The organism is Massilia sp. Soil_C_3 (genome assembly GCF_057657035.1).
Genome location: NZ_JBDGJG010000001.1, coordinates 188,358 through 212,429, shown reverse-complemented (window position 1 = coordinate 212,429; position 24,072 = coordinate 188,358). Strand labels below are relative to the sequence as shown.

At 65.8% G+C, this 24,072-nt stretch carries 23 protein-coding genes; 7 read left to right on the top strand and 16 right to left on the bottom strand.

Features of this window, described 5'->3' with window-relative positions; genetic code table 11:
• Nucleotides 1-91 precede the first annotated feature (91 nt).
• A complete protein-coding gene (proC, locus tag AC3A6F_RS00955) occupies nt 92-904 on the bottom strand; it encodes a pyrroline-5-carboxylate reductase (RefSeq protein WP_487678108.1) in 813 nt (270 codons plus the stop codon).
• A gap of 12 nt (nt 905-916) precedes the next feature.
• Complete coding sequence (locus tag AC3A6F_RS00950) at nt 917-1,618, bottom strand: YggS family pyridoxal phosphate-dependent enzyme (RefSeq protein WP_487678106.1); 702 nt, start codon at nt 1,616-1,618, stop codon at nt 917-919.
• A gap of 74 nt (nt 1,619-1,692) precedes the next feature.
• Between AC3A6F_RS00950 and AC3A6F_RS00945 the strand changes: the two genes are divergently transcribed.
• Complete coding sequence (locus AC3A6F_RS00945) at nt 1,693-2,736, top strand: type IV pilus twitching motility protein PilT (protein WP_320472771.1); 1,044 nt, start codon at nt 1,693-1,695, stop codon at nt 2,734-2,736.
• A gap of 9 nt (nt 2,737-2,745) precedes the next feature.
• Nucleotides 2,746-3,882 carry a PilT/PilU family type 4a pilus ATPase gene (locus tag AC3A6F_RS00940; protein WP_320472770.1) on the top strand — a complete coding sequence of 379 codons (1,137 nt, stop codon included), beginning with the start codon at nt 2,746-2,748 and terminating at the stop codon, nt 3,880-3,882.
• Between the two features lie 216 nt (nt 3,883-4,098).
• Here AC3A6F_RS00940 and AC3A6F_RS00935 read toward each other — a convergent pair whose 3' ends face one another.
• Together AC3A6F_RS00935 and AC3A6F_RS00930 are read right to left on the bottom strand one after the other, a co-directional pair.
• Nucleotides 4,099-6,276, bottom strand: coding sequence for a TonB-dependent receptor plug domain-containing protein (locus AC3A6F_RS00935; protein WP_487678103.1), 2,178 nt, complete (start codon nt 6,274-6,276; stop codon nt 4,099-4,101).
• Between the two features lie 114 nt (nt 6,277-6,390).
• On the bottom strand, nt 6,391-8,679 hold the full coding sequence (locus AC3A6F_RS00930; RefSeq protein ID WP_487678101.1) for a TonB-dependent receptor domain-containing protein: 2,289 nt from the start codon (nt 8,677-8,679) through the stop codon (nt 6,391-6,393).
• Nucleotides 8,680-8,867: 188 nt separating this feature from the next.
• Here AC3A6F_RS00930 and AC3A6F_RS00925 point away from each other — a divergent pair, with 188 nt between their 5' ends.
• Nucleotides 8,868-9,347, top strand: a complete 480-nt coding sequence (locus tag AC3A6F_RS00925; protein WP_487678100.1) for a glutathione peroxidase — start codon at nt 8,868-8,870, stop codon at nt 9,345-9,347.
• Nucleotides 9,348-9,358: 11 nt separating this feature from the next.
• Here the strand turns inward: AC3A6F_RS00925 and AC3A6F_RS00920 are convergent, their stop codons facing one another.
• The 11 genes from AC3A6F_RS00920 to AC3A6F_RS00870 all read right to left on the bottom strand — a co-directional run bounded on the left by AC3A6F_RS00920 (nt 9,359) and on the right by AC3A6F_RS00870 (nt 17,650).
• On the bottom strand, nt 9,359-9,874 hold the full coding sequence (locus AC3A6F_RS00920) for a hypothetical protein (RefSeq protein ID WP_487678098.1): 516 nt from the start codon (nt 9,872-9,874) through the stop codon (nt 9,359-9,361).
• Between the two features lie 27 nt (nt 9,875-9,901).
• Nucleotides 9,902-10,828 (bottom strand): DUF2145 domain-containing protein, encoded by a 927-nt coding sequence (locus AC3A6F_RS00915; protein ID WP_487678096.1) that lies wholly within the window; start codon nt 10,826-10,828, stop codon nt 9,902-9,904.
• Nucleotides 10,828-11,289, bottom strand: a complete 462-nt coding sequence (locus AC3A6F_RS00910) for a hypothetical protein (protein WP_487678095.1) — start codon at nt 11,287-11,289, stop codon at nt 10,828-10,830. The genes AC3A6F_RS00915 and AC3A6F_RS00910 overlap by 1 nt, the downstream gene beginning before the upstream one ends.
• A 104-nt stretch (nt 11,290-11,393) precedes the next feature.
• Nucleotides 11,394-11,708, bottom strand: a complete 315-nt coding sequence (locus tag AC3A6F_RS00905; RefSeq protein WP_109345019.1) for a hypothetical protein — start codon at nt 11,706-11,708, stop codon at nt 11,394-11,396.
• Nucleotides 11,709-11,794: 86 nt separating this feature from the next.
• Nucleotides 11,795-12,175: a nuclear transport factor 2 family protein gene (locus tag AC3A6F_RS00900; RefSeq protein ID WP_487678093.1), complete on the bottom strand. Its 381-nt coding sequence runs from the start codon at nt 12,173-12,175 to the stop codon at nt 11,795-11,797.
• Nucleotides 12,172-12,897, bottom strand: a complete 726-nt coding sequence (locus AC3A6F_RS00895; RefSeq protein WP_487678091.1) for a DNA alkylation repair protein — start codon at nt 12,895-12,897, stop codon at nt 12,172-12,174. Before AC3A6F_RS00895 ends, AC3A6F_RS00900 begins: the two co-directional genes overlap by 4 nt.
• Nucleotides 12,875-13,270 carry a DUF1398 domain-containing protein gene (locus AC3A6F_RS00890; protein ID WP_487678089.1) on the bottom strand — a complete coding sequence of 132 codons (396 nt, stop codon included), beginning with the start codon at nt 13,268-13,270 and terminating at the stop codon, nt 12,875-12,877. The genes AC3A6F_RS00895 and AC3A6F_RS00890 overlap by 23 nt, the downstream gene beginning before the upstream one ends.
• Nucleotides 13,271-13,303: 33 nt before the next feature.
• Nucleotides 13,304-13,771, bottom strand: a complete 468-nt coding sequence (locus AC3A6F_RS00885; RefSeq protein WP_487678087.1) for a MarR family winged helix-turn-helix transcriptional regulator — start codon at nt 13,769-13,771, stop codon at nt 13,304-13,306.
• A 75-nt stretch (nt 13,772-13,846) separates the two neighbouring features.
• Nucleotides 13,847-15,073 (bottom strand): glycolate oxidase subunit GlcF, encoded by a 1,227-nt coding sequence (glcF, locus tag AC3A6F_RS00880; protein WP_487678085.1) that lies wholly within the window; start codon nt 15,071-15,073, stop codon nt 13,847-13,849.
• 3 nt (nt 15,074-15,076) lie between these two features.
• The gene (gene glcE / locus AC3A6F_RS00875) at nt 15,077-16,150 is read right to left on the bottom strand and encodes a glycolate oxidase subunit GlcE (protein ID WP_487678083.1); all 1,074 of its coding nucleotides are present in this window, start codon (nt 16,148-16,150) and stop codon (nt 15,077-15,079) included.
• Between the two features lie 12 nt (nt 16,151-16,162).
• Nucleotides 16,163-17,650: an FAD-linked oxidase C-terminal domain-containing protein gene (locus tag AC3A6F_RS00870; RefSeq protein ID WP_487678081.1), complete on the bottom strand. Its 1,488-nt coding sequence runs from the start codon at nt 17,648-17,650 to the stop codon at nt 16,163-16,165.
• A 91-nt stretch (nt 17,651-17,741) separates the two neighbouring features.
• Here AC3A6F_RS00870 and AC3A6F_RS00865 point away from each other — a divergent pair, with 91 nt between their 5' ends.
• A complete protein-coding gene (locus tag AC3A6F_RS00865; protein WP_487678079.1) occupies nt 17,742-18,296 on the top strand; it encodes a cob(I)yrinic acid a,c-diamide adenosyltransferase in 555 nt (184 codons plus the stop codon).
• A 3-nt stretch (nt 18,297-18,299) separates the two neighbouring features.
• The gene (locus AC3A6F_RS00860) at nt 18,300-19,007 is read left to right on the top strand and encodes a 2OG-Fe(II) oxygenase (RefSeq protein WP_487678077.1); all 708 of its coding nucleotides are present in this window, start codon (nt 18,300-18,302) and stop codon (nt 19,005-19,007) included.
• Here the strand turns inward: AC3A6F_RS00860 and AC3A6F_RS00855 are convergent.
• Nucleotides 18,946-19,947, bottom strand: a complete 1,002-nt coding sequence (locus AC3A6F_RS00855; protein WP_487678075.1) for a LysR family transcriptional regulator — start codon at nt 19,945-19,947, stop codon at nt 18,946-18,948. The genes AC3A6F_RS00860 and AC3A6F_RS00855 overlap by 62 nt on opposite strands.
• A gap of 94 nt (nt 19,948-20,041) precedes the next feature.
• Between AC3A6F_RS00855 and AC3A6F_RS00850 the strand changes: the two genes are divergently transcribed.
• Both AC3A6F_RS00850 and AC3A6F_RS00845 read left to right on the top strand, forming a co-directional pair.
• Nucleotides 20,042-20,953: a DMT family transporter gene (locus tag AC3A6F_RS00850; protein WP_487678073.1), complete on the top strand. Its 912-nt coding sequence runs from the start codon at nt 20,042-20,044 to the stop codon at nt 20,951-20,953.
• A 209-nt stretch (nt 20,954-21,162) separates the two neighbouring features.
• Entirely contained in the window at nt 21,163-24,009 is a 2,847-nt protein-coding gene (locus tag AC3A6F_RS00845) for a DUF4214 domain-containing protein (protein WP_487678072.1), read from the top strand.
• Nucleotides 24,010-24,072: the final 63 nt, after the last annotated feature.

Sequence of the window (24,072 nt, the reverse complement as noted above, 5' to 3'; positions counted from 1 at the left end):
TATGCCCGGCTGAACGGCCGGGTTTGGCCGGTTGCGGACGTACCCATGCTCAGTCCGAGCATGATATGCCGAACGGTTTTGTCGGGCGCCCTTAGTTGCTGCCCAGTTCCTCGCCCAGCTCGCGTCCACGCGCCGCCGCCGCCTTTATCGCCGCGACAATGGCCTCCTTGACCCCGGCCGCTTCCATGCTGGTAATCGCCGCATGCGTGGTCCCACCCTTCGACGTCACACGCTGGCGCAGAACCTCGACCGGTTCATCCGACTGCGCCGCCAGCTGCGCCGCCCCGGTGAAGGTGGCCAGCGCCAGCTCCCTGCCCTGCTCCGCGTTCAAGCCCATTTGCAGGGCCGCCTCCTGCATCGCTTCCAGGAAGAAGAACACATAGGCCGGGCCGCTGCCCGACACCGCCGTCACCGGATCGATCTGCGCTTCGTCATCCAGCCACACGGTCTTGCCGACCGCGCGCATCACGGTATCGGCCTGCGCGCGCTGGGCCTCGCTCACGCCCGTCTGCGCAACAAGGCCGGTCACGCCCATGCCGATCAGCGCCGGCGTGTTCGGCATCGTGCGCACGATCGCGTCGTAGCCGCCGAGCCAGCGCGACAAATCACTGCTGCGGATGCCTGCGGCTATCGACAGCACCAGCTGGCGCGTCAGGTGCGGCGCCAGCTCGGCCGCGACTTCGCGCATCTGCTGCGGCTTGATCGCGAGCACCACGACTTCGCCCTGCCCGACCTGTTCGTCGATCGCCGTCGCGGTGCGCACACCGTACTGTTGCGACAGGCGCTCCAGCGCTTCCGGGTTGCGGTCGACGACATGGATGTTGGCGCCCGAACCGGCCTGCCGGACGATGCCCGAAATGAGCGCTGCAGCCATATTGCCGCCGCCGATGAACGTGATCTTCATGTGTTTTTCCTGTTATTCGTAATTGCGTGCGCCAAAGATGGCGCTGCCGATGCGCACGATGGTCGCGCCTTCCGCGATTGCAGCGGCCATATCGCCCGACATGCCCATCGACAGCGTATCGAGCGCGAGGCCATCGGCGCGCAGCGCGTCGTGCAGCTTGCGCAGGCGGGCAAAGGCGGCGCGCTGCTGCTCGGGTTCGGTCGCGCGTTCGGGGATCGCCATCAGGCCGCGCAGGCGCAGGTTCGGCAGCTGCGCCACGGCGCGCGCCAGTTCGGGCAACTCGGCCTCGGACGCGCCGCTCTTGCTGGCCTCGCCGCTGATGTTCACCTGCAGGCAGATATTCAGGGGGCCGAGCTCGGGCGGGCGCTGCTCGGACAGGCGCTGGGCGATCTTGAGGCGCTCGACCGTATGCACCCAGTGGAAGCTGGTTGCGATCGGGCGGGTCTTGTTGCTCTGGATGGGGCCGATGAAATGCCATTCGATCGGCGCATCGGGTTGCGCCTGCGCGACGTTCACGATCTTGTCGAGCGCTTCTTGCAGATAATTTTCACCGAACGCACGTTGTCCGGACGCCATCGCATCCAGCACGGCTTGTGCGGGAAACGTCTTGGACACAGCGAGCAATTGCACCTCGCGACGAGCGCGTCCGGCGGCCTGGACAGCCTCCCCGATTGTCGCTTCGACAGCTTGCAAGTTGGCGGCGATTGTGGACATAATGATTTTCTATAGGAAATATTTTTCGAGCAGCGATGATGACAAAGGCGCACCTCGAGCCACTGGGATTATAAATGGACATTTCGGAATTACTCGCCTTCTCGGTCAAGAACAAGGCCTCGGACTTGCACCTGTCGGCCGGCCTGCCGCCGATGATCCGCGTGCATGGCGACGTGCGCCGCATTAACCTGCCGCCGCTCGAGCACAAGGACGTGCACGGCATGATCTATGACATCATGAACGACGGCCAGCGCAAGCAGTACGAAGAAGTGCTCGAGTGCGACTTCTCGTTCGCGATCCCTGGCCTCGCGCGCTTTCGCGTCAATGCCTTCAACCAGGAACGCGGCGCGTCGGCCGTGCTGCGCACGATTCCGTCCAAGATCCTGAGCCTGGAAGAGCTGAACGCGCCGAAGATCTTCGCCGACCTGGCAATGAAGCCGCGCGGCCTGGTGCTGGTGACCGGCCCCACCGGCTCGGGCAAGTCGACCACGCTGGCGGCGATGGTGAACCACCTCAACGAGAACGAGTACGGCCACATCCTTACTATCGAAGACCCGATCGAATTCGTGCACGACTCCAAGAAGTGCCTGATCAACCAGCGCGAAGTCGGTCCGCACACGCTGTCGTTCAACAACGCGCTGCGCTCCGCGCTGCGCGAAGACCCGGACGCGATCCTGGTCGGCGAATTGCGCGACCTGGAAACCATCCGCCTGGCGCTGTCGGCGGCCGAGACGGGCCACCTGGTGTTCGGCACCCTGCACACCTCGTCGGCCGCCAAGACCATCGACCGTATCGTCGACGTGTTCCCGGCCGAAGAGAAGGAGATGGTGCGCGCGATGCTGTCCGAATCGCTGCAGGCCGTGATCTCGCAGACCCTGCTCAAGACCAAGGACGGCTCGGGCCGCGTGGCGGCGCACGAGATCATGATCGGCACGCCGGCGATCCGCAACCTGATCCGCGAAGCCAAGATCGCCCAGATGTACTCGGCCATCCAGACCGGCAGCAATGTCGGCATGCAGACGCTGGACCAGAACCTGACGGAGCTGGTGCGCCGCAACGTGATCTCGACCGGCGCCGCGCGCGCTGCGGCGAAGATCCCGGAAAACTTCCTCGGCTAAGGACGCATCATGGAACGCGACCAGGCATCCAAGTTCATGTTCGACCTGCTGCGCCTGATGGTGAGCAAGGGCGGTTCGGACCTGTTCATCACAGCGGGCTTCCCGCCGGCGATCAAGATCGACGGCCGCATGACGCCGGTGTCGAGCCAGCCGCTCACCGCCGGCCACACGGCCGACCTGGCGCGCGCGATCATGAACGACAAGCAGGCGGCCGGCTTCGAGTTGACGCGCGAAGCGAACTTCGCGATCACGCCGGGCGACCTGGGACGCTTCCGTGTCTCGGCCTTCATGCAGATGGGTTGCGTGGGCATGGTGCTGCGCGTGATCACCACCGCGATCCCCAAGTTCGAAGACCTCGACCTGCCCGACACGCTCAAGGACGTCGTGATGACCAAGCGCGGCCTGGTGATCATGGTCGGCGCCACGGGTTCTGGCAAATCGACCACGCTGGCGGCGATGGTCGGCTACCGCAACGAGAACAGCTATGGCCACATCATCACGGTCGAGGACCCGGTGGAATTCGTCCACCCGCACCGCAACTGCGTGATCACGCAGCGCGAAGTGGGCGTGGACACCGAGAGCTTCGAGGCGGCGCTGAAGAATTCGCTGCGCCAGGCGCCGGACGTGATCCAGATCGGAGAGATCCGCGACCGCGAGACGATGGAACACGCGATCGCCTTCGCCGAGACCGGCCACCTGTGCCTGGCCACCCTGCACGCCAACAGCGCCAACCAGGCGCTGGACCGCATCATCAACTTCTTCCCCGAAGAGCGCAGGCAGCAGTTGTTGATGGATCTGTCGCTGAACCTCAAGGGGCTGATTTCGCAGCGCCTGATTCCGAAGAAGGAAGCCAAGGGGCGCGTAGTGGCGATCGAGGTCCTGCTGAACTCTCCGCTGATCTCGGACCTGATCTTCAAGGGTGAGGTGCATGAGATCAAGGAGATCATGAAGAAGTCGCGCGAGCTGGGCATGCAGACTTTCGATCAGGCCTTGTTCGACCTGTATGAGGCGGACAAGATTACTTATGAGGATGCGCTGCGCAATGCGGATTCGGTGAATGACCTGCGCTTGAACATCAAGCTCAATAGCAAGCACGCGAAGAATCGGGATTTTTCGAGTGGGACCGAGAAGCTGGGGTTGATCTGACGGTTAGCGTAATGCGGCCATCTACTTCAACGCACCGCCAACATCTCCTTCCACCACCATCGCCTGCCCGTCGTTCCCGCGCAGGCGGGAACCCAAGTTTCATGCGCAGCCACATACGATCATACTGGTGGCGGCGCAAAGTACTTAGGTTCCCGCCTGCGCGGGAACGACGTGTTCAGGCCAACGATGGAATAGCGCAGCAGGCATTCAGACAATTCAGAACCGCGACTCCAGCGTCACCCTCGCCATGGTCTGCCCCTCACTGAAACTGGTCCTGCGCAGCGTTCCGAATTCATCGGTATAGCGCGAATCCGACACCCCATCCTGGCGCAGCAGGTTCGATGCCGCCAGCCGCAGCTGGTACTTCGGATTGAACTTCCACAACGCATACACATCCAGGTCGCGCCGCACGCTCTGGTAGCGCGACTGCTCCACATTAACCCGCACCGGGCCGCCGTCCTTGAACGCGAAGCTGGCGCCGGTGCTCAGTTTGCCGTCGCGGGTCTTGTAGTCGATGCCGAGGGTCGCCGACAGCGGCACCTGCTGGTCCAGGCGGTTGTCCGGCCCCGGCACCGCGTCCACCTCGGACCAGTTGCGCGACACGCTCGCGCGCAGGTCGATCTCGGGCACGTCCGCGAGCACCGCCGACAGCGGGAACTTCGCTTCCAGCTCCAGGCTGCGCGTGAGCGCGTCGCCGTCGTTGACCGGGGTCTGGATCCAGCGGCCGTCTTCCAGGATCAGGCCCTGGCGCGTGTAATCCTCGATGCGGCGCACCGACACGCTGGCGCTGAGCAGCGCCTTCTCGGCCCACCAGTGCTCGTAGGCGGCGTCGATGCCGGTCGCCAGTTCCGGCTGCAGGTCGGGATTGCCGCGGTAATCGGGCTCGGTCTGGCTGTTGTTCGGCGTCGTGAAACGGCGCGGGATCAGGTTGCCGGCGGACGGCGCCTTGAAGGTGCGGGTCAGCGCCAGGCGCACCTGGTCGCGGCTGTCCGGGATCTTGTACAGGGTCTGGGCCAATGGCGAGAACACGCTTGCGCGGTTGGTGCTGGTCTCGAAGGTATTGCCCTCGCTGGTCGTCTCCAGTCCTTCCCAGCGCAGGCCGGCATACATCGACCACTGCTTGCTCACGTTCCACTCGTCCTGGATGTACAGCGCCAGGCGTTTGATGGTGGCGTCATACTCCTCGTTCGATGCGAGCTCGCGCCCTGCCAGCGGGAATACCTCGACTTCGCCGCGCTCGTCCTCGCGCCGCGTGTAGCCGGCATCCCAGCCCATCGCCAGCGCGTGGTCTTTCCTCCACGGCGTCGTGTACTTGCCGACCGAGGTCAAGCCGCGTTCATCGATGCCGCTCAATACGGTGGAGTCGCGCGCCAGGCGATCGAGGTTGTAGTCAAACTCGCGCCAGTCGCCGCGGTTGCGCATGCCGTTGACGCCGAGCTTGAGGTCGAGCTTCGCCCCCTCTTCCAGGTTGTGCACCCAGTTCAGGTCCGTGCGCAGCATCGCCTGGCTGCCGCCGCTGTCCATGTCGCGCACGTCGTACGGCGGCGGCGCGCCAAGTTCGGTTTCCGTGACGGCATAGCCGTGGTAATCGTTGCGGTTGTACGAGACCATCGTCTGCCAGCTGACCGTGTCGCCATTCTCGAGCGTCCAGTTCAGGCGTGGCGTGAGGTTGAAGCCCTGCGGGCTGCCGCTGTCGGTCTGCTCGGTGCGGCGCAGCTGCGTCAGGCGGCCTTCCGGATCGATCTGCGTTTCCTCGTACGGTTGCGGGCGGTCGAAGTTGTAGCGCCAGACGCTGGCGCCGAGGGAGTACGACAGCCCATCGAGACGGTCCGACATGTTCAGGCTCGCGCTCGGGTTGCTGGCGTCCTCGCTCTTGCCATAGCCGACCCGCAGTTCGCGCTGCGCCTTTCGCACCACCCGCTTGAGCACTATATTGATGGTGCCGGCGATCGACTGGGTAGAAAATTCTGCGCTGGCCGCGCGCAGGATCTCGATCCGTTCGATGACGTCGGGCGACAGCTGGTCGATGTCGAAGCCGGCGGGCGCCCGCTCGCCATTGATCAGGATCTGCGTGTAGCCGCTGCCCAGGCCGCGCATGCGGATCTCGCCCGCCCCACGGCCGCCCCCACCGCCGACGGTGATGCCGGGCAGGCGCTTGAAGACGTCGAGCACCGAGGTGTCGCCATAGCGCTTGATCTCTTCGGTCGAGACCACGATGCGGCTGGCGGTGTCGTCACGCCGGGGGTCGTAGCTGTTGGCATCGGCCTTGACCTCGACCTTCTGCATGGTATCGGGGCTGACCGGCGGCGGGTCGGATGGCGGGCTGACCTGTGCGGCGGCGGGCAGTGCGAACAGTGACGAAAGGGTCAGCGCGATGAGCGTTGGTCTGAGCATCGGAGCGGGGGATGAAGTGGACAAAGGTCCCCGCATTCTGTCACAGCTCGCCGCCCTCAAACCGCCTCGCCGGAATTATTCATCCGGCATATCGCCTGTATTTACCGGATGTCTTTACCGTGGCCCCATGCCGCCGCCCGGCGGACCGAAGCCCGGCCCGCCGGGTCCACGCGGGCCGCGCCCTCCGCCGAAGGTGCCGAAGCGGTACGACAGGCCGACGTAGACCAGGCGCCCGTCCTGGCGGCGCAGGCTGTACTCGCGCAGGCGGTCGGTTTCGGTGATCGACTCCGACTTCTGCGAATCGAACAGGTCGTTGACGTTGACGACCAGGCTCAGGGCCTGGCTCAGGTTGTGGCGGTAATTCAGGTCCGCGGTGCGGGTCGGCTGCCGATAACCCTCGCCGAACAGCGTCTTGCCCTGGGCATTGAGCACCAGTTGCAGGCTGTTGGCCGGATTGAACTGGTAGTTGAAGCGCGCGCGGCCGGCGATCGAGGTCGCGCTGCGCTTGTCGTCGTCCACGTTGCCGAGCACCGACTGCTCCGAATAGCCGATATTGCCGCTGGCATTGATCGTCAGCTTGGGCGTGGCGCGGCCGCTGAAGGTGAATTCCAGGCCGCCCGAGCGGCTTGTGCCCGCGTTCTCGCGCGTGGTCAAGAGCACGGTATCCGAGATGAAGTAGCGGCGCTCCGAGATCAGGTCGGTGTCGCGGCGCGCGTACAGGCGCACATTGGTCTCGACGTTGCCAAGTTTGGTCTCGACGCCCAGTTCGAGCGAGTCGGACTCGGTCGGCATCAGCTCGGGATTGCCCGACGAGACGTTGGTTTCGTCGCGGTAGATCACGAAAGGATTCAGGTCCGAGGCGCCGGGGCGGCGGATGCGGTGCGCATAGCTCAGGCGCAGCGCCGTGCGGTCCGACAGGTCATAGGTGAGGAAGGCGCTGGGGACCGCTTCCAGGTAGTGGTTGCCGGCCTGGATCCCGGTCGTCACCTGGTCCATGTCCAGATCGGTGTATTCGGTGCGCAGGCCGCCCAGCACGCCCCACTTCTCGCCCAGCCGCATCTGGTAGGTGCCGTACAGCGCCAGCGTGGTGTCGACCAGCTCGAAGCGGTTGGTGCGCGATGCGTTGACGCTTTCAAACAGGGTGCCCGGATCGACGTTGAGGAAGCGGGTGTCGATCACACTGCTGTTGCGTATCACCTTGTAGCCCAGCTTGAGCACACCGGCCTCGCCCGGACGCTCGTAGTCGCCGGTGAAGTCGATGATGCGGGTCTCGTTCAGGTTGTCCTGGCGCGTCAGCGGATCGGACGAATTGATCGGCCGCACCGTGTAGTCGCTGGCGAAACGGGCGTCGCCCTCGCCACGGGTACCAGAGAGGCGCAGGTCGGTCTTGAAGATCTCGCCCGGCCGGTCTCCCTTGTGGTCGAGGCTCGCGCTCAGGCTCGCGCTGCGGTTGCTGTTGTCGCGCACGGTCGAGCGCAGGTAGTCGCTCTCGACCGCCCCGGACGCGTCGGTGCCGCGATAGCGCTCGGACGAGAGGCCATCCTGGTTGTTGGCGTTGAAGCTGGCCTTGACCGACACCACATCCTTCTCGCCCAGGTTGTAGGTGAGCGAGCCGTTGAAGCCGGCCGACTCGGTGTCGTTCTCGCTGGTCGAGGTCTGCACGCTGCTGGCCACGGCGCCGGTGGCCGGGTCGATGCGGTCGCGCGTCGTCTCGCCGGTCGAGCCGCGGCTGTCGCGGCGGCCGAACAGCGCGCCCTGTACGCTCAGGCGTCCGCCCGTGTAGCTGCCGAAGGTGGAGGCATTGAAGCGGCCCTCGGCGCCGGCATTGGCGTTGACCACGCCGAAGCTGCCCGGCGTGCGTTCGCGCCGCATCACCAGGTTGATGATCGGCCCGCCGCCGCCTTCGTTGCCGAACTGCGCGCCGGGATTGTTGATCACCTCCACCGACTCGAGGTCGGCGGCCGGCAGCGCGCCCAGGGCCGCGGCGCGGTTCTCGCCCTGCATCATGGCGGACGGCTTGCCGTCGATGAGGATCTGCACATTGCTGCGGCCGCGCAGGGTCACGTTGCCGTCCGGGTCGACCGCTACCGACGGCACCTTGTTCAGGGTGTCGGCGATGGTGTCGTTGCTCGCGGCCGCATCGCTCTTGACGTCATAGGCCTGGCGGTCGATGCGGTTCGACGAGCGCACCGCGCTGACCGAGACCGTCGACTGGACCGGGACCTCGGCCTGGGCCGGAGGAGCTTCCGGTGCCGGGGTGGCCGGCGTCGTGGCGACCGGCGTGGGCGCCGTGGGCGGCTGCTGGACGCTCGCGCGGGCGCTGACAGGCGCGAGCAGCGTGCCGGCCACGATCGGCGCGATGAGCGGCGCAAGAAGCAAGACGGAAGAACGGTGACGTGGCATGACAACCCGGGATGCTGGACAATTGGACGAGCGTAATTGTCGCACGCGGTTTGACCAAAATTCGTTAAGAAATGCTAAGACGCAATAAAAGTCACCGCCTTGATTCGTCCTGGGCCGCCGCGTCGAGACGTCGTGCACGGCGCGCCGCCTTCGCGTAAACTTGACGCTTCAACCACAAGGAGAACGCCATGACCGCCTACGATTTCAACGCCACCGCCCTCAACGGCCAGCCGGTCGACCTGGCACGCTATCGCGGCAAGGCGCTCCTCATCGTCAACACCGCCAGCGCCTGCGGCTTTACCCCGCAATACCAGGGCCTGGAAGAACTGCAGCGCCGCTACGCGGACCAGGGCCTGGTGGTGCTCGGTTTCCCGTGCAACCAGTTCGGCCACCAGGAACCGGGCAGCGAGGCCGAGATTGGCGCCTTCTGCGAAAAGAACTACGGCGTGACCTTCCCGATGTTCGCCAAGATCGACGTCAACGGAGACGACGCCCATCCGCTGTTCCGTTTCCTGAAGGGCGAGGCGCCAGGCGTGCTGGGCACCGAGGCGATCAAGTGGAACTTCACCAAGTTCCTGATCAACAAGGACGGCGCGGTGGTCAAGCGCTATGCGCCGGCCACCAAGCCGGAAGAACTGACGGGCGATATCGAGAAACTGCTGACCTGAGGTCTCAGATCTTACTGCGCCACGGATCGCACTTGCGCGAGCGTGCGGGCGATCTCCGCCGGCACCGTCCCACTGCGTCGCTTCATGACCACGGACTCGCGCCCCGGCCCGCTGCAGGTCAGTGTCGGACCTGCAGCGTCGTAGCGGCAGGTGGTTTCGGCGCGCCGGGCCTTTTCGGCATCCTTCGGATCGAGTGCGACCACTCGGGCCGTCAGCGTCGAGCCGTCCAGCGTCGCACGCAGCGGAAAACCGATGAGCGCACGCATTCCCGGCCCGCCGTCATCCTTGCCGTCGAGGCGCGTGGCACGTGGCGTGGAACCGACCATGACGCCATAGCCATCGGCATCGAGATGCATCTCCGCCTGTCCGGCCTCGCCAGCATACAGCGACTCCGCCGTGCCCCAGGTTCCTGTCAGGTGGGCGGGCAGGACGTCGGCCGCGCGGCCAAGCGCATGCCAGCCCAGCACGCATGCGAACATCATAGTACGCTTGCCCGGCAAGGCCGCCTTCCATGAACGACGTTCCATCTTCTTCCCCTTTGCCGACATCGACGCTCACGGCGCCAGCATCACTACCTCGTCATCCGGCCCCGGCTCGCACGCCGCGCCGAGCGGCTCCCAGCCGCGCCGCACGACGATGCGGCCCTCGTCGTGGCAGATCTCCACGCGCTGCGTCTGCGGCGCGCGCTGACGTACGAAGGCTTCGATCGAGGCCGGTACGCTCACCTGCAGTGCGAGGGCGTGCAGGTCGTCCACCGGATGGTCGTTCACGTGCACCAGCGGCACGAACTGTCCGGCGAACATCAATATATGTCCCGGCACCCTGACCGGCCCGGCGACGTAGCCCTGCGCGCGCAGCCAGTCCTGCGCCTGCTCGCGCACCTGCCCTCCCTGCCCTGCGCCGTGTCCCGATACTCCGCCCCAGGCGCCAGCCAGCAGTTCGGCCACCCACTGGTTGCAGTTCTGGTAATCGGTGCCGAAGGCATAGGCGTTGGCGCTGTACTTCCCCGCCAGCAGCGCCAGCGCCAGATGCTTGTCGCGCGCGGCGCGTTCGAGCTGCGCGCCGTCTTGATCAGGCAGGAACAGCAGCGACACATGGCCGCTGGATGGCGCGTCGGCCCCGAGCGCGAAGCCCGAGATGCCCTGGTCGAACAGGTGCGGACGCGCATCTTCGCAGGCGTAGTACAGCTGGCGAATGGCCCAGGCGCCATCCGTCTCATCGCGCAGCGCGACGCCGGCATGCGAGTACAGCAGGCCGAAGCGGCTCAGGTCTACGCCGGCGCGGGAGACCAGGGCGACCTTGCCGCCCGAGCGTTCGAGTTCCTGGCGGACCACGCCGGCAAAGCGCAGCACGCGATCCTGTTCGAGCGCGGTGATGTCGCTCTCGCGCTCGCAGAAGGTCGGCAGGCCGGCCCAGGCGGCGCCGCTCAAGGTGGCGCAGAGGCCGAGCGCCAACGTGGCGATCGTCCTGCGCAGCCGCATCAGATGACGACTTTGCGCGACGCCAGGTCGCGCTGCCAGTCGTCCTGCAGCGCCAGGAAGAACGGACGCTGGGTGTCGGCATAGGCGAACTCGTAGCCGTAGACGCGTTCGTTCACGCGCACCACGTCGCCCGAATTGACCTGGCGCTGGGCCATGGCGCGGTTCGGCACGTCGAGGAAGAAGGTGCGGGCCTGGCCGGCTTCGGCGCGCAGGGTCAGGCGGGTGGTGTCGGGCTTGTTCGGCGCGTTGGCGATGTCGATCACGCGGTAGTCGCCCGCCGCCACCTTGTTGTCGCCGCTCGAGCTGGTGCTGGAATCGCTGATCGAATCCGAAATGCTGGCCGACGACGCCGAACCGGCGCTGGAGGCCGAGGAGGCGAAGCTTTCGGCGTGGGCCGGGATGGCGCAGGCGATCGCGAACAGGCCGCAGCACAGGGAACGTGAAAAGATTGGCAAGGTCATAAGAGGCTTTCGTAGTCGAGCAAAACGCTCACATGGTACAAGCCCTTGCACTTGAACACCATAGCGCCGTCGTAACCGCTTGTGACAAGCGCACGGATTCGTCGTCAGCGCGTCTGTATGCGCGCCACGCCGTGGATCGTGCAGCCGCGGCTGACGTTGTCGAGGAAGCGGATGGCCTCGGTCATCGACACGCCCGGCGGCAGCAGGCCGCCCAGTGCGGCGTTCTCGTTCAACTGGTCGAGGCCGTAGGCGATGGCGCGCGACACGTCGCGCGCCATGCGGCCGTCGCTGTTGTACAGCGCGTCGTAGACGCCGGCGGCTTCCCACACCGGCACCAGGCCGGGGCTGCTGCTGTCTTCGAAGACCACGGCGGCCGGGCCGCCCTCGTCGTCACGCACGAGTTGGAAGGTAAAGCTCAAGATCGATCCTGTTTGCTGCCGATTGGCAGGTTCGGCGCGATGCTAACACGACAGGAAAATCGGCGCTGCGGGCATGCAGCGCGCATTCAGTTCCGCACTTGGCTGCTGTGGCCGGCGATGACCCGCCAGTCGCCGCCCTCCGCCCGCCGCCAGACGCGGGTAAAACGCAGGTCGGCGGCGAAGTCGTCACCGCCATAAGCGCCCGTCACTGCCATGCGCACCGAGACGACGGCTAGTCCTTCATGCATCCCGATCCGCATGTCAGCGGGATCGAGCGCATGGAAGCGTAATACGCCGGACCGGTGCGCGGCCAGGTCTTCGTCTTTGCCGAACACCTGGCCAAGGTGGTTGGTAAACAGCAGTTCCGGGGATATCAGGGCGTCGAGCGCGTTGACCTCCGAGGCGAGCATCGCCTGACGCAATCGCTCCTCGGCGTGAATGATGTCTGATTCGTTTAGCGCTGTCATGGCTTCTCCTCGATGGTAGCGGCCTCCGCGGCCGGCAGGCGCCGGCACGCTTCGCGCACCGTCAGCGCGGACAGGCGGCCGGCATTATCGGCAACGAAGACGCGCACGAAGCTCGGATTCCAGCGCGCATAGTCGCGCAAGGCCCAGCCGATGGCCTTGCGGATGAAGAATTCTCGCTCGTCCGCCAGCTGCATGCAATAGGCACGCAGGCGCAGCTCGTCCGTGCCGAGGCGCCAGCCCAGCTGGTGCAGCACCGCGGCGCGGCGCACCCAGAAACTGGGGTGCGCCACCCAGGCATCCATTACGGCCGGCGCATCGATATGCTCCTTTTTTGCCGCGCGCAGGATCGCGCCGATGACGGCGACCAGCCCGTCGACGGTTTCCCACCATGGCTCGCGCAGCAGCAAGGCCTGGATCGCAGGCAGATGAGATGGATCGAGGCGCCGCTGCTGGCGCCGCAACAAGTCGATGGCCGCGTAGCGGAATTCGCGCTCCGGCAAACGCCACAGCAGTTCGGCGGCAGCGAGCACCGTCGCCGCGTCGGGCAGCGGCAGCGCCACCAGGTCATTGATGGCAGCGCGCCGCACCGGCGTTGGAATCCCGAGGAAGTCGAACTGGTCGAGCAGGTAGGCCCGCATCGGCGCCGCACGTCCAACGTCCGTCAGCGGCCGCAGCCGCGCCTCGATCGCCGCCGCCAGTTCAGTCGGGGAAGCGTTCGACATGGGTCTCGCCCTTGCGCCCGAAATAGGTGACGTGACGGCCCGCGATCCAGACCACATAGCCCACGCAGCCGGCAAGCATCGAGCGGCGCTTGAACTCGGGGTACATGACGTCGCCGCGCTGGGCGCTGCGGATGGCGGCCACCAGGGCCTGCGCATCGAATTGCTGCGCCAGCTCCACCTCCGGTATTTCGATCGGCAAGGCGAGCGTCTCGTCGTCGAGCAGGTAATACGCCGCATGGCGGCCACGATAATCGACCAGGTAGGATTCGACACCTGCCTCGACCAGCATGCCGATGACTTCCCCAAAATGCAGGCGGCCTTCATTCGATCCGTCGAAGGTTTCGCGGATACGACATTCAATATCCGGTTTCATGCACATCTCCTTGGGTGGTTAGGTGGTCAACTTTCAGGCAACCGGAGCCGAGTCGAGTCCGTGATGGGCGACGTAGGTGCGCAGCATCTTCATCAAGGCGTCGCGCTCGTGCGTCGCAAGATGGCCGAAGCAGTGCGCGTCGTTGTCGTCGGCCAGCGCCGCCAGGCGCGGCACCAGCGCCCTGCCCTTCGGCGTGAGGCCAAGCGCCTGCTCGCGCGCATCGCCCTTGGCCTGGCGCCGGCTGGCCAGGCCCCTCTCTTCGAGTCGCGAGACGACCTTGGAAGCGGCACCCTTGGTCATGCCCAGGGCGCCGATCAGCGCCGCGTGCGTGGTCTCGTCCCTATCGAACAGTGTGCGCAGCGCGACCCATTCGGTGACCGAGATATCCTGCGCTTCCAGCAGCTTCTGGAAGCGCGCCGACACGTGGTTGGACACATAGCGCAGCCAGAAGCCGAGATGGCTGTCCAGCGAACTGGGCGACGAATGCAGTACAGGTGGCATGCCGATCTCCTTGAATACGAGAGAGCATGATAGTTTCCATGGAAACTAATGTCAAGGGACGGCTTGCGATCGCGATCACGCCAGCGCGCGTTCGAGCAGCTCGATCCAATGCGTCACCGGCTTGTCCGTCCCCGACTGCAGGTGGCTCAGGCAGCCGATGTTCGCCGACACGATTTCGTCCGCTCCAGTCGCATCCAGGCTGGCCAGCTTGCGGTCGCGCAGCGCGTGCGCGATCTCTGGCTGCAGCACCGAATAGGCGCCGGCCGAGCCGCAGCACAGGTGGTTGTCGGCGCACAGCACCACGTCCACGCCGGCCGCGTGCAGCACACTTTCGACCTTGCCGCGGATCTGCTGGCCGTGCTGCAAGGTGCAGGGCGGGTGATACACCACGCGCGGCGCGCTACCACCCTGCGCCCGCATCCTGATCTGCTCCTCGAACTGCGGCAGGATCTCGGACAGGTCGCGCGTCAACTCACTGATACGGCGCGCCTTGCCGGCATAATCCGGATCGTGCGCCAGCAGGTGGCCGTATTCCTTGACCGTGACGCCGCAGCCGGAGGCGGTCATCACGATCGCCTCGACCTGCCCCTGCTCCACATACGGCCACCAGGCATCGACGTTGCGGCGCATGTCGTCCAGGCCGCCGACCTGGTCGTTCATGTGGTATCGCAACGCGCCGCAGCAGCCGGCCTTCGGCGCCAGCATCAGCTGCACGCCGAGAGAATCGAGCACGCGCGCCGTGGCGGCATTGATGTTCGGCGCCATCGCCGGCTGCACGCAGCCGTCCAGCAGCAGCATCTTGCGCGCGTGGACGCGGGTCGGCCAGTGGCCGGCGGCGCGGGCCGGCTGCAGCTTGTCCTGCAGCGCTGAAGGCAACAAGGGCCGCAGCGCCTGCCCCGCCCTGAAAGCCGGCTTGAACACGCTTGCGCGCGGCAGGCATTCCTTGAGCGTGGCGCGCTTGATCCGTTCATTCAAGGGACGCGGGACGCGCTCGTCGACCAGCTTGCGGCCGATGTCGACCAGGCGCCCATACTTGACGCCTGACGGACAGGTGGTCTCGCAGTTGCGGCAGGTGAGGCAGCGGTCCAGGTGCAGCTGGGTCTTGCGGGTCGGTTGCGCGCCTTCGAGCACCTGCTTGATCAGGTAGATGCGGCCGCGCGGGCCATCGAGTTCGTCGCCCAGCAGTTGATAGGTCGGACAGGTGGCGGTGCAGAAGCCGCAGTGCACGCAGGCGCGCAGGATTGCTTCGGCCTCGTTGCCTTCGCGCGTGCCCTTGATGAAGTCGGCGAGTGTCGTTTGCATGGATCAGGCGCTTTCGGGATACAGGCGGCCCGGGTTGAAGATGTGGGCGGGATCGAAGGCATCCTTCATGCGCGCATGGATGCGCGCCAGCGCCGGCGCCAGCGGCTGGAACACGCCGCTGCCCTTGTCGCCGCCACGGAACAGGGTCGCATGGCCGCCGCAGGCTTCTACCGTGCGCCGGATCGCCCCGGCCGTCGCGGCGCCGCCTCCGGCGCGCAGCCAGCGCTGGGCGCCGCCCCACTCGATCAGCTGGTCGCCGCCCAGCACGAGCGCGCCGGTAGTCGACGGCACCGACAGGCGCCACAAGGGCTCGCCGCCAGAAAAGAATGCCTGACGTTGTTCGCGCAGGTCGGCCCAGAACGCAGCCGCATCCGGATGCGGCACCGCTTCGCCGCCCAGCAGGCGCATCGCGGCATCGACCGCCGCTTCGGCGCCGGACAGGCGCAGCGCCAGCTGGCCGCCGCACCAGGCGCTGCCCGATAGCGGCAAGGGCTGGCCGCCCCATTCGTTCAGGCGCTGGATGGCGTCGATCTCGCTCATCTCGAAGCGCAGCGTGGCCTCGGCGAAGGGCCGCGGCAGCACCTTCAAGGACACTTCCAGCAGCAGGCCGAGCGTACCCATCGAACCGGCCAGCATGCGCGAGACGTCGTAGCCGGCCACGTTCTTCATCACCTTGCCGCCGAACGACAGCACGTCGCCCTTCCCGTCCAGCAGCCTGGCGCCGAGCACGAAGTCGCGCGTGGCGCCGCTGCTGGCGCGCCGCGGCCCGCACAGGCCCGCCGCGACCGTGCCGCCCACGGTGGCCCCGGCCCCGAAATGCGGCGGCTCGAAGGCCAGCATCTGATTGTGCTGGGCAAGCAGCGCCTCGATCTCGGCCAGCGGCGTGCCGCAGCGCGCCGTGATCACGAGTTCGGTCGGCTCGTAGTCGACGATGCCGGCGTAGCCGCGGGTGTCGAGAATGGCTCCGGCCGGCGCACCGCCATACCAGTCCTTGCTGCCCCCGCCGCGGATGCGCAGCGGTTCACGCTCGCGCGCCGCCGCCTGCACCCGCTCCTGAAATCGTTCGATCGTTCCCATATCGGCTCTCGTTCAAAAACGCGGCAGGTCCGGGAACGGAACCTCCCCGTGGTGCACGTGCAGCTTGCCGAATTCGGCGCAGCGGTGCGGGGTCGGGATCGCCTTGTCCGGATTGAGCAGCGCGACCGGGTCGAAGGCATGCTTGACCGCGAAGAAGGCGTCGAGCTCCTTGCGGCCGAACTGTACGCACATCGAGTCGATCTTTTCCTTGCCCACACCGTGCTCGCCGGTGATGGTGCCGCCCACTTCGACGCACAGCGCCAGGATCGCGGCCCCGAAGGCTTCGGCGCGCTCGAATTCGCCGGGCGCGCTGGCATCGAACAGGATCAGCGGATGCATATTGCCGTCGCCGGCGTGGAACACGTTCGAGCAGCGCAGGCCGTAGGTCTGTTCCATCGCGGCGATGCCGGCCAGCACCCGCGCCAGCTGCTTGCGCGGGATGGTGCCGTCCATGCAGTAATAGTCGGGCGAGATGCGGCCCGCCGCCGGAAAGGCATTCTTGCGGCCGGACCAGAAGCGCACCCGCTCCGCTTCGCTCTGCGACACCGTGATCCCGGTCGCGCCGGCGCGCTCGAGCACCGCGCTCATGCGCGCGATTTCCTCGGCCACCTCGAGCGCCGTGCCGTCGGCCTCGCACAGCAGGATGGCCGCGGCGTCGAGGTCGTAGCCGGCCTGCACGAAGGGCTCGACCATGCGCACCGAGGTGCGGTCCATCATCTCGAGGCCGGCCGGAATGATGCCGGCCGCGATCACGTCGGCCACCGCATTGCCGGCCGTGACCACGTCGTTGAACGAGGCCATGATGACTTGCGCCAGCGCCGGCTTGGGCACCAGTTTCACCGTCACCTCGGTGACGATGCCGAGCATGCCCTCGGAACCGATGAACACGGCCAGCAGGTCGAGCCCGGGCGCGTCGAGCGCCGCGCCGCCCAGTTCAACGACGTCACCCTCGATGGTGGCCACCCGCACCCGCAGCACATTGTGTACCGTCAGGCCGTATTTGAGGCAGTGCACGCCGCCCGCGTTCTCGGCCACGTTGCCGCCGATGGTGCAGGCGATCTGCGACGACGGGTCGGGAGCATAGTAGAGGCCGAAGGGCGCGGCGGCCTCGGAGATCGCCAGGTTGCGCACGCCCGGTTGCACGACGGCGGTGCGCGCCAGCGGGTCGACGCGCTTGATCTGGCTCATGCGTGCGGTGGACAGCACGACGCCGTCGCGGATCGGCAGCGCGCCGCCCGACAGGCCGGTGCCGGCGCCGCGCGGCACCACTGGCACTTGTAGCTCACGGCAGACGTCGAGGATGGCGAGTACCTGCGCCTCGTCGGTCGGCAGGGTCACGACCAGTGGCAGCTGGCGGTAGGCGGCCAGGCCGTCGCATTCGTATGGCCGGGTGTCTTCGGGATCGGACAGCACGCAAGACGCCGGCAGGCGCGCGCGCAAGGCCGCCGCCACCTGCGCACGGCGCGGCGCCGGGTCGGGATGGAAAGCATGATCGGGCATGCTTCGATTGTAAGCAGAAGCAAGCACATTCGCCACGTTTTGTCGTATGCTCATCCCATCGTTTTTTCTCACCAACGCATAAGGCAAGATCATGGGCAACCGCCTCTCGAAAATCGCGACCCGCACCGGCGACGACGGCAGCACCGGCCTGGGCGACGGCAGCCGCACCGGCAAGGACAGCGCGCGCATCCACGCGCTGGGCGAAGTCGACGAACTCAATTCCTTCGTCGGCCTGCTGCTGTGCGAAGACATGCCGGGCGCATTGCGCGAAGAGCTGGTCTCGATCCAGCACGACCTGTTCGACCTGGGCGGCGAGCTGTGCATCCCCGGCTACCAGATGATCAAGGAAGAACACGTGGCGCGCCTGGACGGCCTGCTCGAGAAATACAACGCCGACCTGCCCGTCCTGAAGGAATTCATCCTCCCGGCCGGCTCGCGCGCGGCCTCCACTGCCCACGTCTGCCGCACCGTGTGCCGCCGCGCCGAGCGCGCCATCGTGGCCCTGTCGAAGGCAGAGCAGATCCACGCCCACCCGCGCCAGTACGTCAACCGCCTGTCCGACCTGATGTTCGTGCTGGCGCGCGTGCTGAACCGCCATGCCGGCGGCAGCGACGTGCTGTGGCAGCACGAACGCAAGCGGGGCTGATCCATGGAAGACTTCATCGGCGTATTCGACGACGCGCTCAGCGCGCAGCAATGCGACGCGCTGCTGGCGCGCTTCGAGGCCAGCGACAAGGTGGTGCGCGGGCGCACCGGCAACGGCGTCGATGTCGACAAGAAGGACAGCTACGACATCACCATCAACCTGCACCGCGAGTGGGACGACGTCACCCAGCTGCTGCTCGAGACGATGTCGCGCCACCTGGTGCAGTACGTCGACCGCTACCGCATGCTGCTCATGGGTTCCCTGTCGCCGACGCTGGAGCATCCGCAGACCGGCACGCCGACGGTGCTATCGATGGACAACTTCGAGGAAGTGGGACGCCCCTATATCGAAGAACTGGTGCGCGTGCTGTACCGCCCCGGCACCATCAATCTGCAGAAGTACCGGCAGGCCAGCGGCGGCTATCACCACTGGCATTCCGAGATCTATCCGCAGAACGCCAGCTGCGATTCGCTGCACCGGGTGCTGCTGTGGATGTTCTACCTCAACGACGTGGAAGATGGCGGCGAGACCGAGTTCCTGTACCAGGGGCGCAAGATTGCGCCAAAAAAGGGGCGGCTGGTGATCGCGCCGGCTGGCTTCACCCATACCCACCGTGGCAATGTGGCCCGGAGTGGCGACAAATACATCGCTACTTCCTGGATCCTGTACCAGCGCGCCGAGGCGCTGTTCGGCCAGCCGGAGGGGTTGTAACGGCAGCCAGGAAATCGTCCCACGGCGGCCGCTCGCCCCATTCTTCGAGCAGGTAGTCGATGAACACCCTCACCTTCTGCGGCAGGAAGCGGTTCTCGCGATAGACGGCCAGCACCTGGCTGCCGAACATGCCCGCCGGCCGCGCCGCCGGCAACACCTGCAGCGCGCGGCCGGTGCGGATATCCTCGCCCACGACGAAGGTCGGCAGCAGGGCGATGCCGGCGCCGCCCAGCATGGCTTCGCGCAGCGCCTGGCTGCTGTTGATCGTCAACGCGCTGGCGGGCTTGAGCCGGACCGGTGCGCCGTCCGCGTCGAATTCCCAGACCGCGCCAGGCCCCGCCTCGCCGAAGGTCAGGCAGCGCGCCGCCGCCAGGCCGGCGACGTCGGGCGGCATGCCGCAGCGCCGCACGTAATCGGGCGAGGCCGCCAGCACGTAGCGCAGCGGCGCCACCGGACGCGCGACCACGCTCATCAGGTCGATCTTCGGTGACAGGCGCAGCGCGACGTCGATGCCTTCTTCCACCAGGTCGACGTGGCGATCCGTCAGGTTCAGGACCACGCGCACCTCGGGGTAACGCGCCATGAAGCCGGGCAGCAGCGCGGCCAGTTGCGTGTTCCCGAACGCCATCGAGGTCGACACGCGCAGCGTGCCGCCAGGCCCCGACTGCTGCCCCGCCGCTGCGGCCTCGACGGCCCTGCCCGCGTCGATCATGCGCAGCGCATGCTGGTAGATGTCGCGCCCCGCTTCGCTCAGGCCGATGCGGCGCGTCGAGCGGTTCAGCAGCTTGACCTGCAGCGCTTTTTCGAGCCGCGCCACCGCCTTGCTGACGCTGGCCTTGGTCGTGCCCATGCGGCGCGCCGCTTCCGAAAAACTGCCCGCCTCGACCACTTGGACGAAAGGCCACAGGTCTGAAAAATCGCGCGGCGCCAGCTCGCTCATGGTATCCCCGTTGGAAACAATGTGTTATCGCTCGAACGTATTGTATCCATAAACAGGCGGTCGTAATCTGGTCTCCCGATAACCGGAGACGATCATGACGACATCCAGCATTTCCAGACTCACATTCGCGGCGCCCTCGTCCACCCTGCCCTTGATGTTCATCCTGATGTGGAGTTCGGGCTACGTGGTGGGCAAGCTCGCACTGCCCTACGCCGGACCGTTCACCCTGCTGTTCCTGCGTTTCGCGGTGGCGGCGCTGGTGCTGCTGGCGACCGCGCTGCTCACGAGGGCGCCGTGGCCAGCCAGCTGGAAGCCGGCGGCGCACCTGGTGGTGGTCGGCCTGCTGATGCAGGCGCTGCAGTTTTCCAGCCTGTACACCGGCCTGAAGCTCGGCGTAAGCTCCGGCGTGTCGGCCCTGATCGTCGGCACCATGCCGCTGTTTACCGCGCTCGGGGCCAGCGTGTTCCTGCATGAACGAGTCAGTGGCCGGCAGTGGCTGGGCCTCGCGGCAGGCCTGGGCGGCGTGGCGCTGGTGGTGGCCGACCGGATCGCCAGCGCCAGCCTCGCCGGCCTGGGCGCGGTGAGCCTGGCGCTGGCGGGCATCACGCTCGGCACCCTGTATCAAAAAAAGTATTGCGCCAATGCCGATCTGCGTACCGGCGGCTTCATCCAGCTGGCGGTCGCCAGCATCGTCGCGCTGCCGCTGGCCTTGTGGGTCGAAGACTTCCAGGTGCGCTGGACCACGCAGCTGCTGCTGGCGTCCGGCTGGCTGTCGATCGTCAATTCGATCGGCGCCGTCAGCCTGCTCTTCCTCATGATCCGCAAGGGCAAGGCCAGCAAGGTGGCCAGCCTGTTCTACCTGATTCCGGGCACGACCGCCCTGATGGGATTCACCGTGCTCGGCGAAACGCTGGGTACGATGACGCTGGCAGGTTTCGTGGTCACGGCCGGCGCAGTCCATGTTTGCACGCGCAGGCAGCCAGCGCCTTCGCCGCCACGACTGTAAATCGCGATTTCATTTTTATCAAAAGTTTCACTATTGCGTGGCGCAGAATCATTAAACAGGCGAATAAATCTGTTAAATCAGTAATTTATTGCTACTAGTCTGTCTGGAAACCACCACAAACCCGCAAAAACGTTTCTCGTTCATCTACTCCATGAGTAGACTGGTTCCCCACGGAAACATCCTGTTCCGCTACTTTCACTCGGCACATCATGAGCACTTTCAGCACTTTCGATTCGACCGTCAATTCCTTCTACCTGGCCTTCTATGGCCGTCCGGCCGACCCGGCCGGCCTGAAGTTCTGGTCCCAGCAACTGGCCAACAATGACGGCAACCTTGGCGCGATCACGCAAGCCTTCGCCACCTCGGAAGAAGCGCAAGTACGCTTCGGCACCGACAGCGTCAACGATCGCATCGTCGAAATCTACCAGCAGCTGTTCAACCATACGCCCGACGCCGAGGGCCTGGCCTACTGGACCGGCGTGATCGAACAGGGCAATGCCTCGGTGGCCGACGTCGCCATCGCCATCCTGAAAGGCGCCAGGGAGAGCGATGCGACCCTGTCGCAACTGCGCCAGGAGGCCGTCGACGCCTTTACCGCACAGGTCGAAGCCGGCGACACCCAGTACGGCGGCTACGCCTCGATCGAAGCGGCCCGCATCCTGGTGCGCGCCGTGACCGCCGACACCACCGCCACCGACCTGGACGTGCTGGTGAAAGCCGCCGTCTCGTTTGCCGACACCGCCACCAAGACCCCGCAAGTGGTCGAGGCGATCGCCATCAACACCACCTTGCTGGCACTGTTCGATACCGCGCGCGGCGTGAAGGAACCGGTGGCGCTGGCCAAGGCCCTGGCCGATACCGCCAAGGCGGCCGCGGGCGACCCGGTCACGCTGGAGTCGCTGCTGCGCGGCGGCGGCATGGACAAGGTGCTGAAAGTGATGCCGGCTAATGCGACCCTGAAGGACGTGGTCGATGCGCTGGGCAAGGGCGGCCTGCCAGCGGCAGTCGAGGTCGTGTACCCGACCGCGCCGAGCACGCCGGATACGCCATCGGTCCCATCCCCGACTTTCAGTCTCGAGCTGTCGTTCCAGACCGTCAAGCAGGGCGACTTCGATCTGAACCTCAAGGACAACATCACCAACCAGGGCACGGCTGACGTCACCTTCAGCTATGTCGGCCGCGATCTGCGTCCGGGCCAGCATTTCGAATACAGCCTCGATGGCGTGAACTACACCGACCAGAACGTCGTGACCGACGCCGCGACCAATACCGTGGTCTTGAAAGATGTGCAGCTGGGCTATCTGCAGCACATCACTACCTTCGCGGGCGTATCGCCGGACGTGTCGAACATCACACCAGTGACGACCCTGCCGCCCCTGCCGACGATGCCGATCTTCCCGACGTTGCCAACGTTGCCGACGTTGCCAAATGTGCCGAACCTGGACCCATTCAACACGGTGACCACAATCTATGTACGCGCGGCCGACTCGAGCGGCGCCCACACCACGCCTTTGGTCCAGAAGATCGTGTACGACGGCTTCGTGACGCAGCCCCTCGTTGCACTGAAGAACGACACTCTCCACAAGGAGCTCGGCAGCAACGTGGATCTGGTGACCAGGGATGGCGCGCTGGACGTGACCAACGTGGAGCCGGGCGCCAAGGTCGAGTATGTCGTGATCTCGCAGCAGCCACAGAAAATCGTCGGTCCATCCAGCACGCCGACGAGCAGCCCTACGCCTACGTCGAATTCCGATTCGGGTTCGGGTTCGGGTTCGAACGTGAACGTCGACCTGCCTCCGGTCGACGCCGAATGGACCAAGACGCCGCAATACGAGCAGGGCCCGAACACCGTCTGGGTGCGCGTCACCGACATCGCCGGCAACCAGAGCTTCCGCAAATTCGACTTCACGCTCGACAGCGTGGCGCCGAAGGCCCCGACCATCGAGCTGCACAGCAGCACCACCGACAGCTCCAGCAGCCTGCCGCTGTCGGACGGCCAGATCGACATCAGCGGCCTGGAAAGCGGTCCGGACAGCGCGTGGGAATACAGCGTGGATGGCGGTGACACCTGGACCGTCGGCAACAAGGCAGCCAATAACCTTGGCGAGGCCACCCTCAACGTGACCGGCTCCGGCGACAAGAGCGTGCTGGTGCGCCAGTTCGACAGCGCCGGCAACGTCAGCACCCAGAGCGTTGCGCTGGCATTCACGATCGCCGACCAGGGGCCAGTGGAAGTGCGGGCCGGCCAGTTCGGCATCGAGGTGAAACAGAACGCACAAGGCATGCTGGTGCTGGTCCCCGAGGACAACACGCTGTCGCCAATCCCCCTCTTTAACGCCACCCCGGCAGTCGATGGCTGGTTCAAGATTGCGGCGCCGAATCAGCAGGTGACTGGCGTCGTCGGTGTCCTGTCGTTGAACGACTCGGTGCTGCTCGATCCAAAGGAGAGTGCCTTTACCCTGGGCACCGATGCGGGCGAGGAGATCACCGGCTCCCACGCGTATGGCTTTGGCGGCAACGACACCCTGACCGGCACCGTCGGCGACGACTTCCTGTCCGGCGGCGACGGCCAGGACACCATCGATGGCGGTCTTGGTGACGACACGATCATCGGCGGCGCCGGCGGCGACCTCATTGTCGCCACTGGCGGCTACGACAGGATCGTGATCAACGATGCCAGCGAATCCTACCTCGGGTTCGAGGGTGATTTCGAGCTGATGTTCGACCAGGTCGAGATCGAATCGCCGGACACGCTCGTGTTCGACTTCAAGGCCAATGTCACGAAGGCGTACGACCAGTTCCTGGACCTGCATCCGGAATCGACCATCGACGAGATCTTCGTGGCGCTCAACGCTACCTACACCGCCGCGGCGGAGCAGCAAGGCGGCGCCGCCGTGCTGATGTCGAACGATGACGGTTTGGTCTTCCTCGTGCTGGACAATGGTGACAGCCAGATCGACGCCCAGGACATCGTGGTGCAGATCGTCGGAGCCGACTACGGCACCATCTTCGTCGATCAAAATGGCGACGTTGCGTTCAATCCATTCATCAACTAAAAGCTGACACAGCAAAAAGCCCCGCTTTCTCGCGAAAGCGGGGCTTTTTTCATGGTGCTTGTG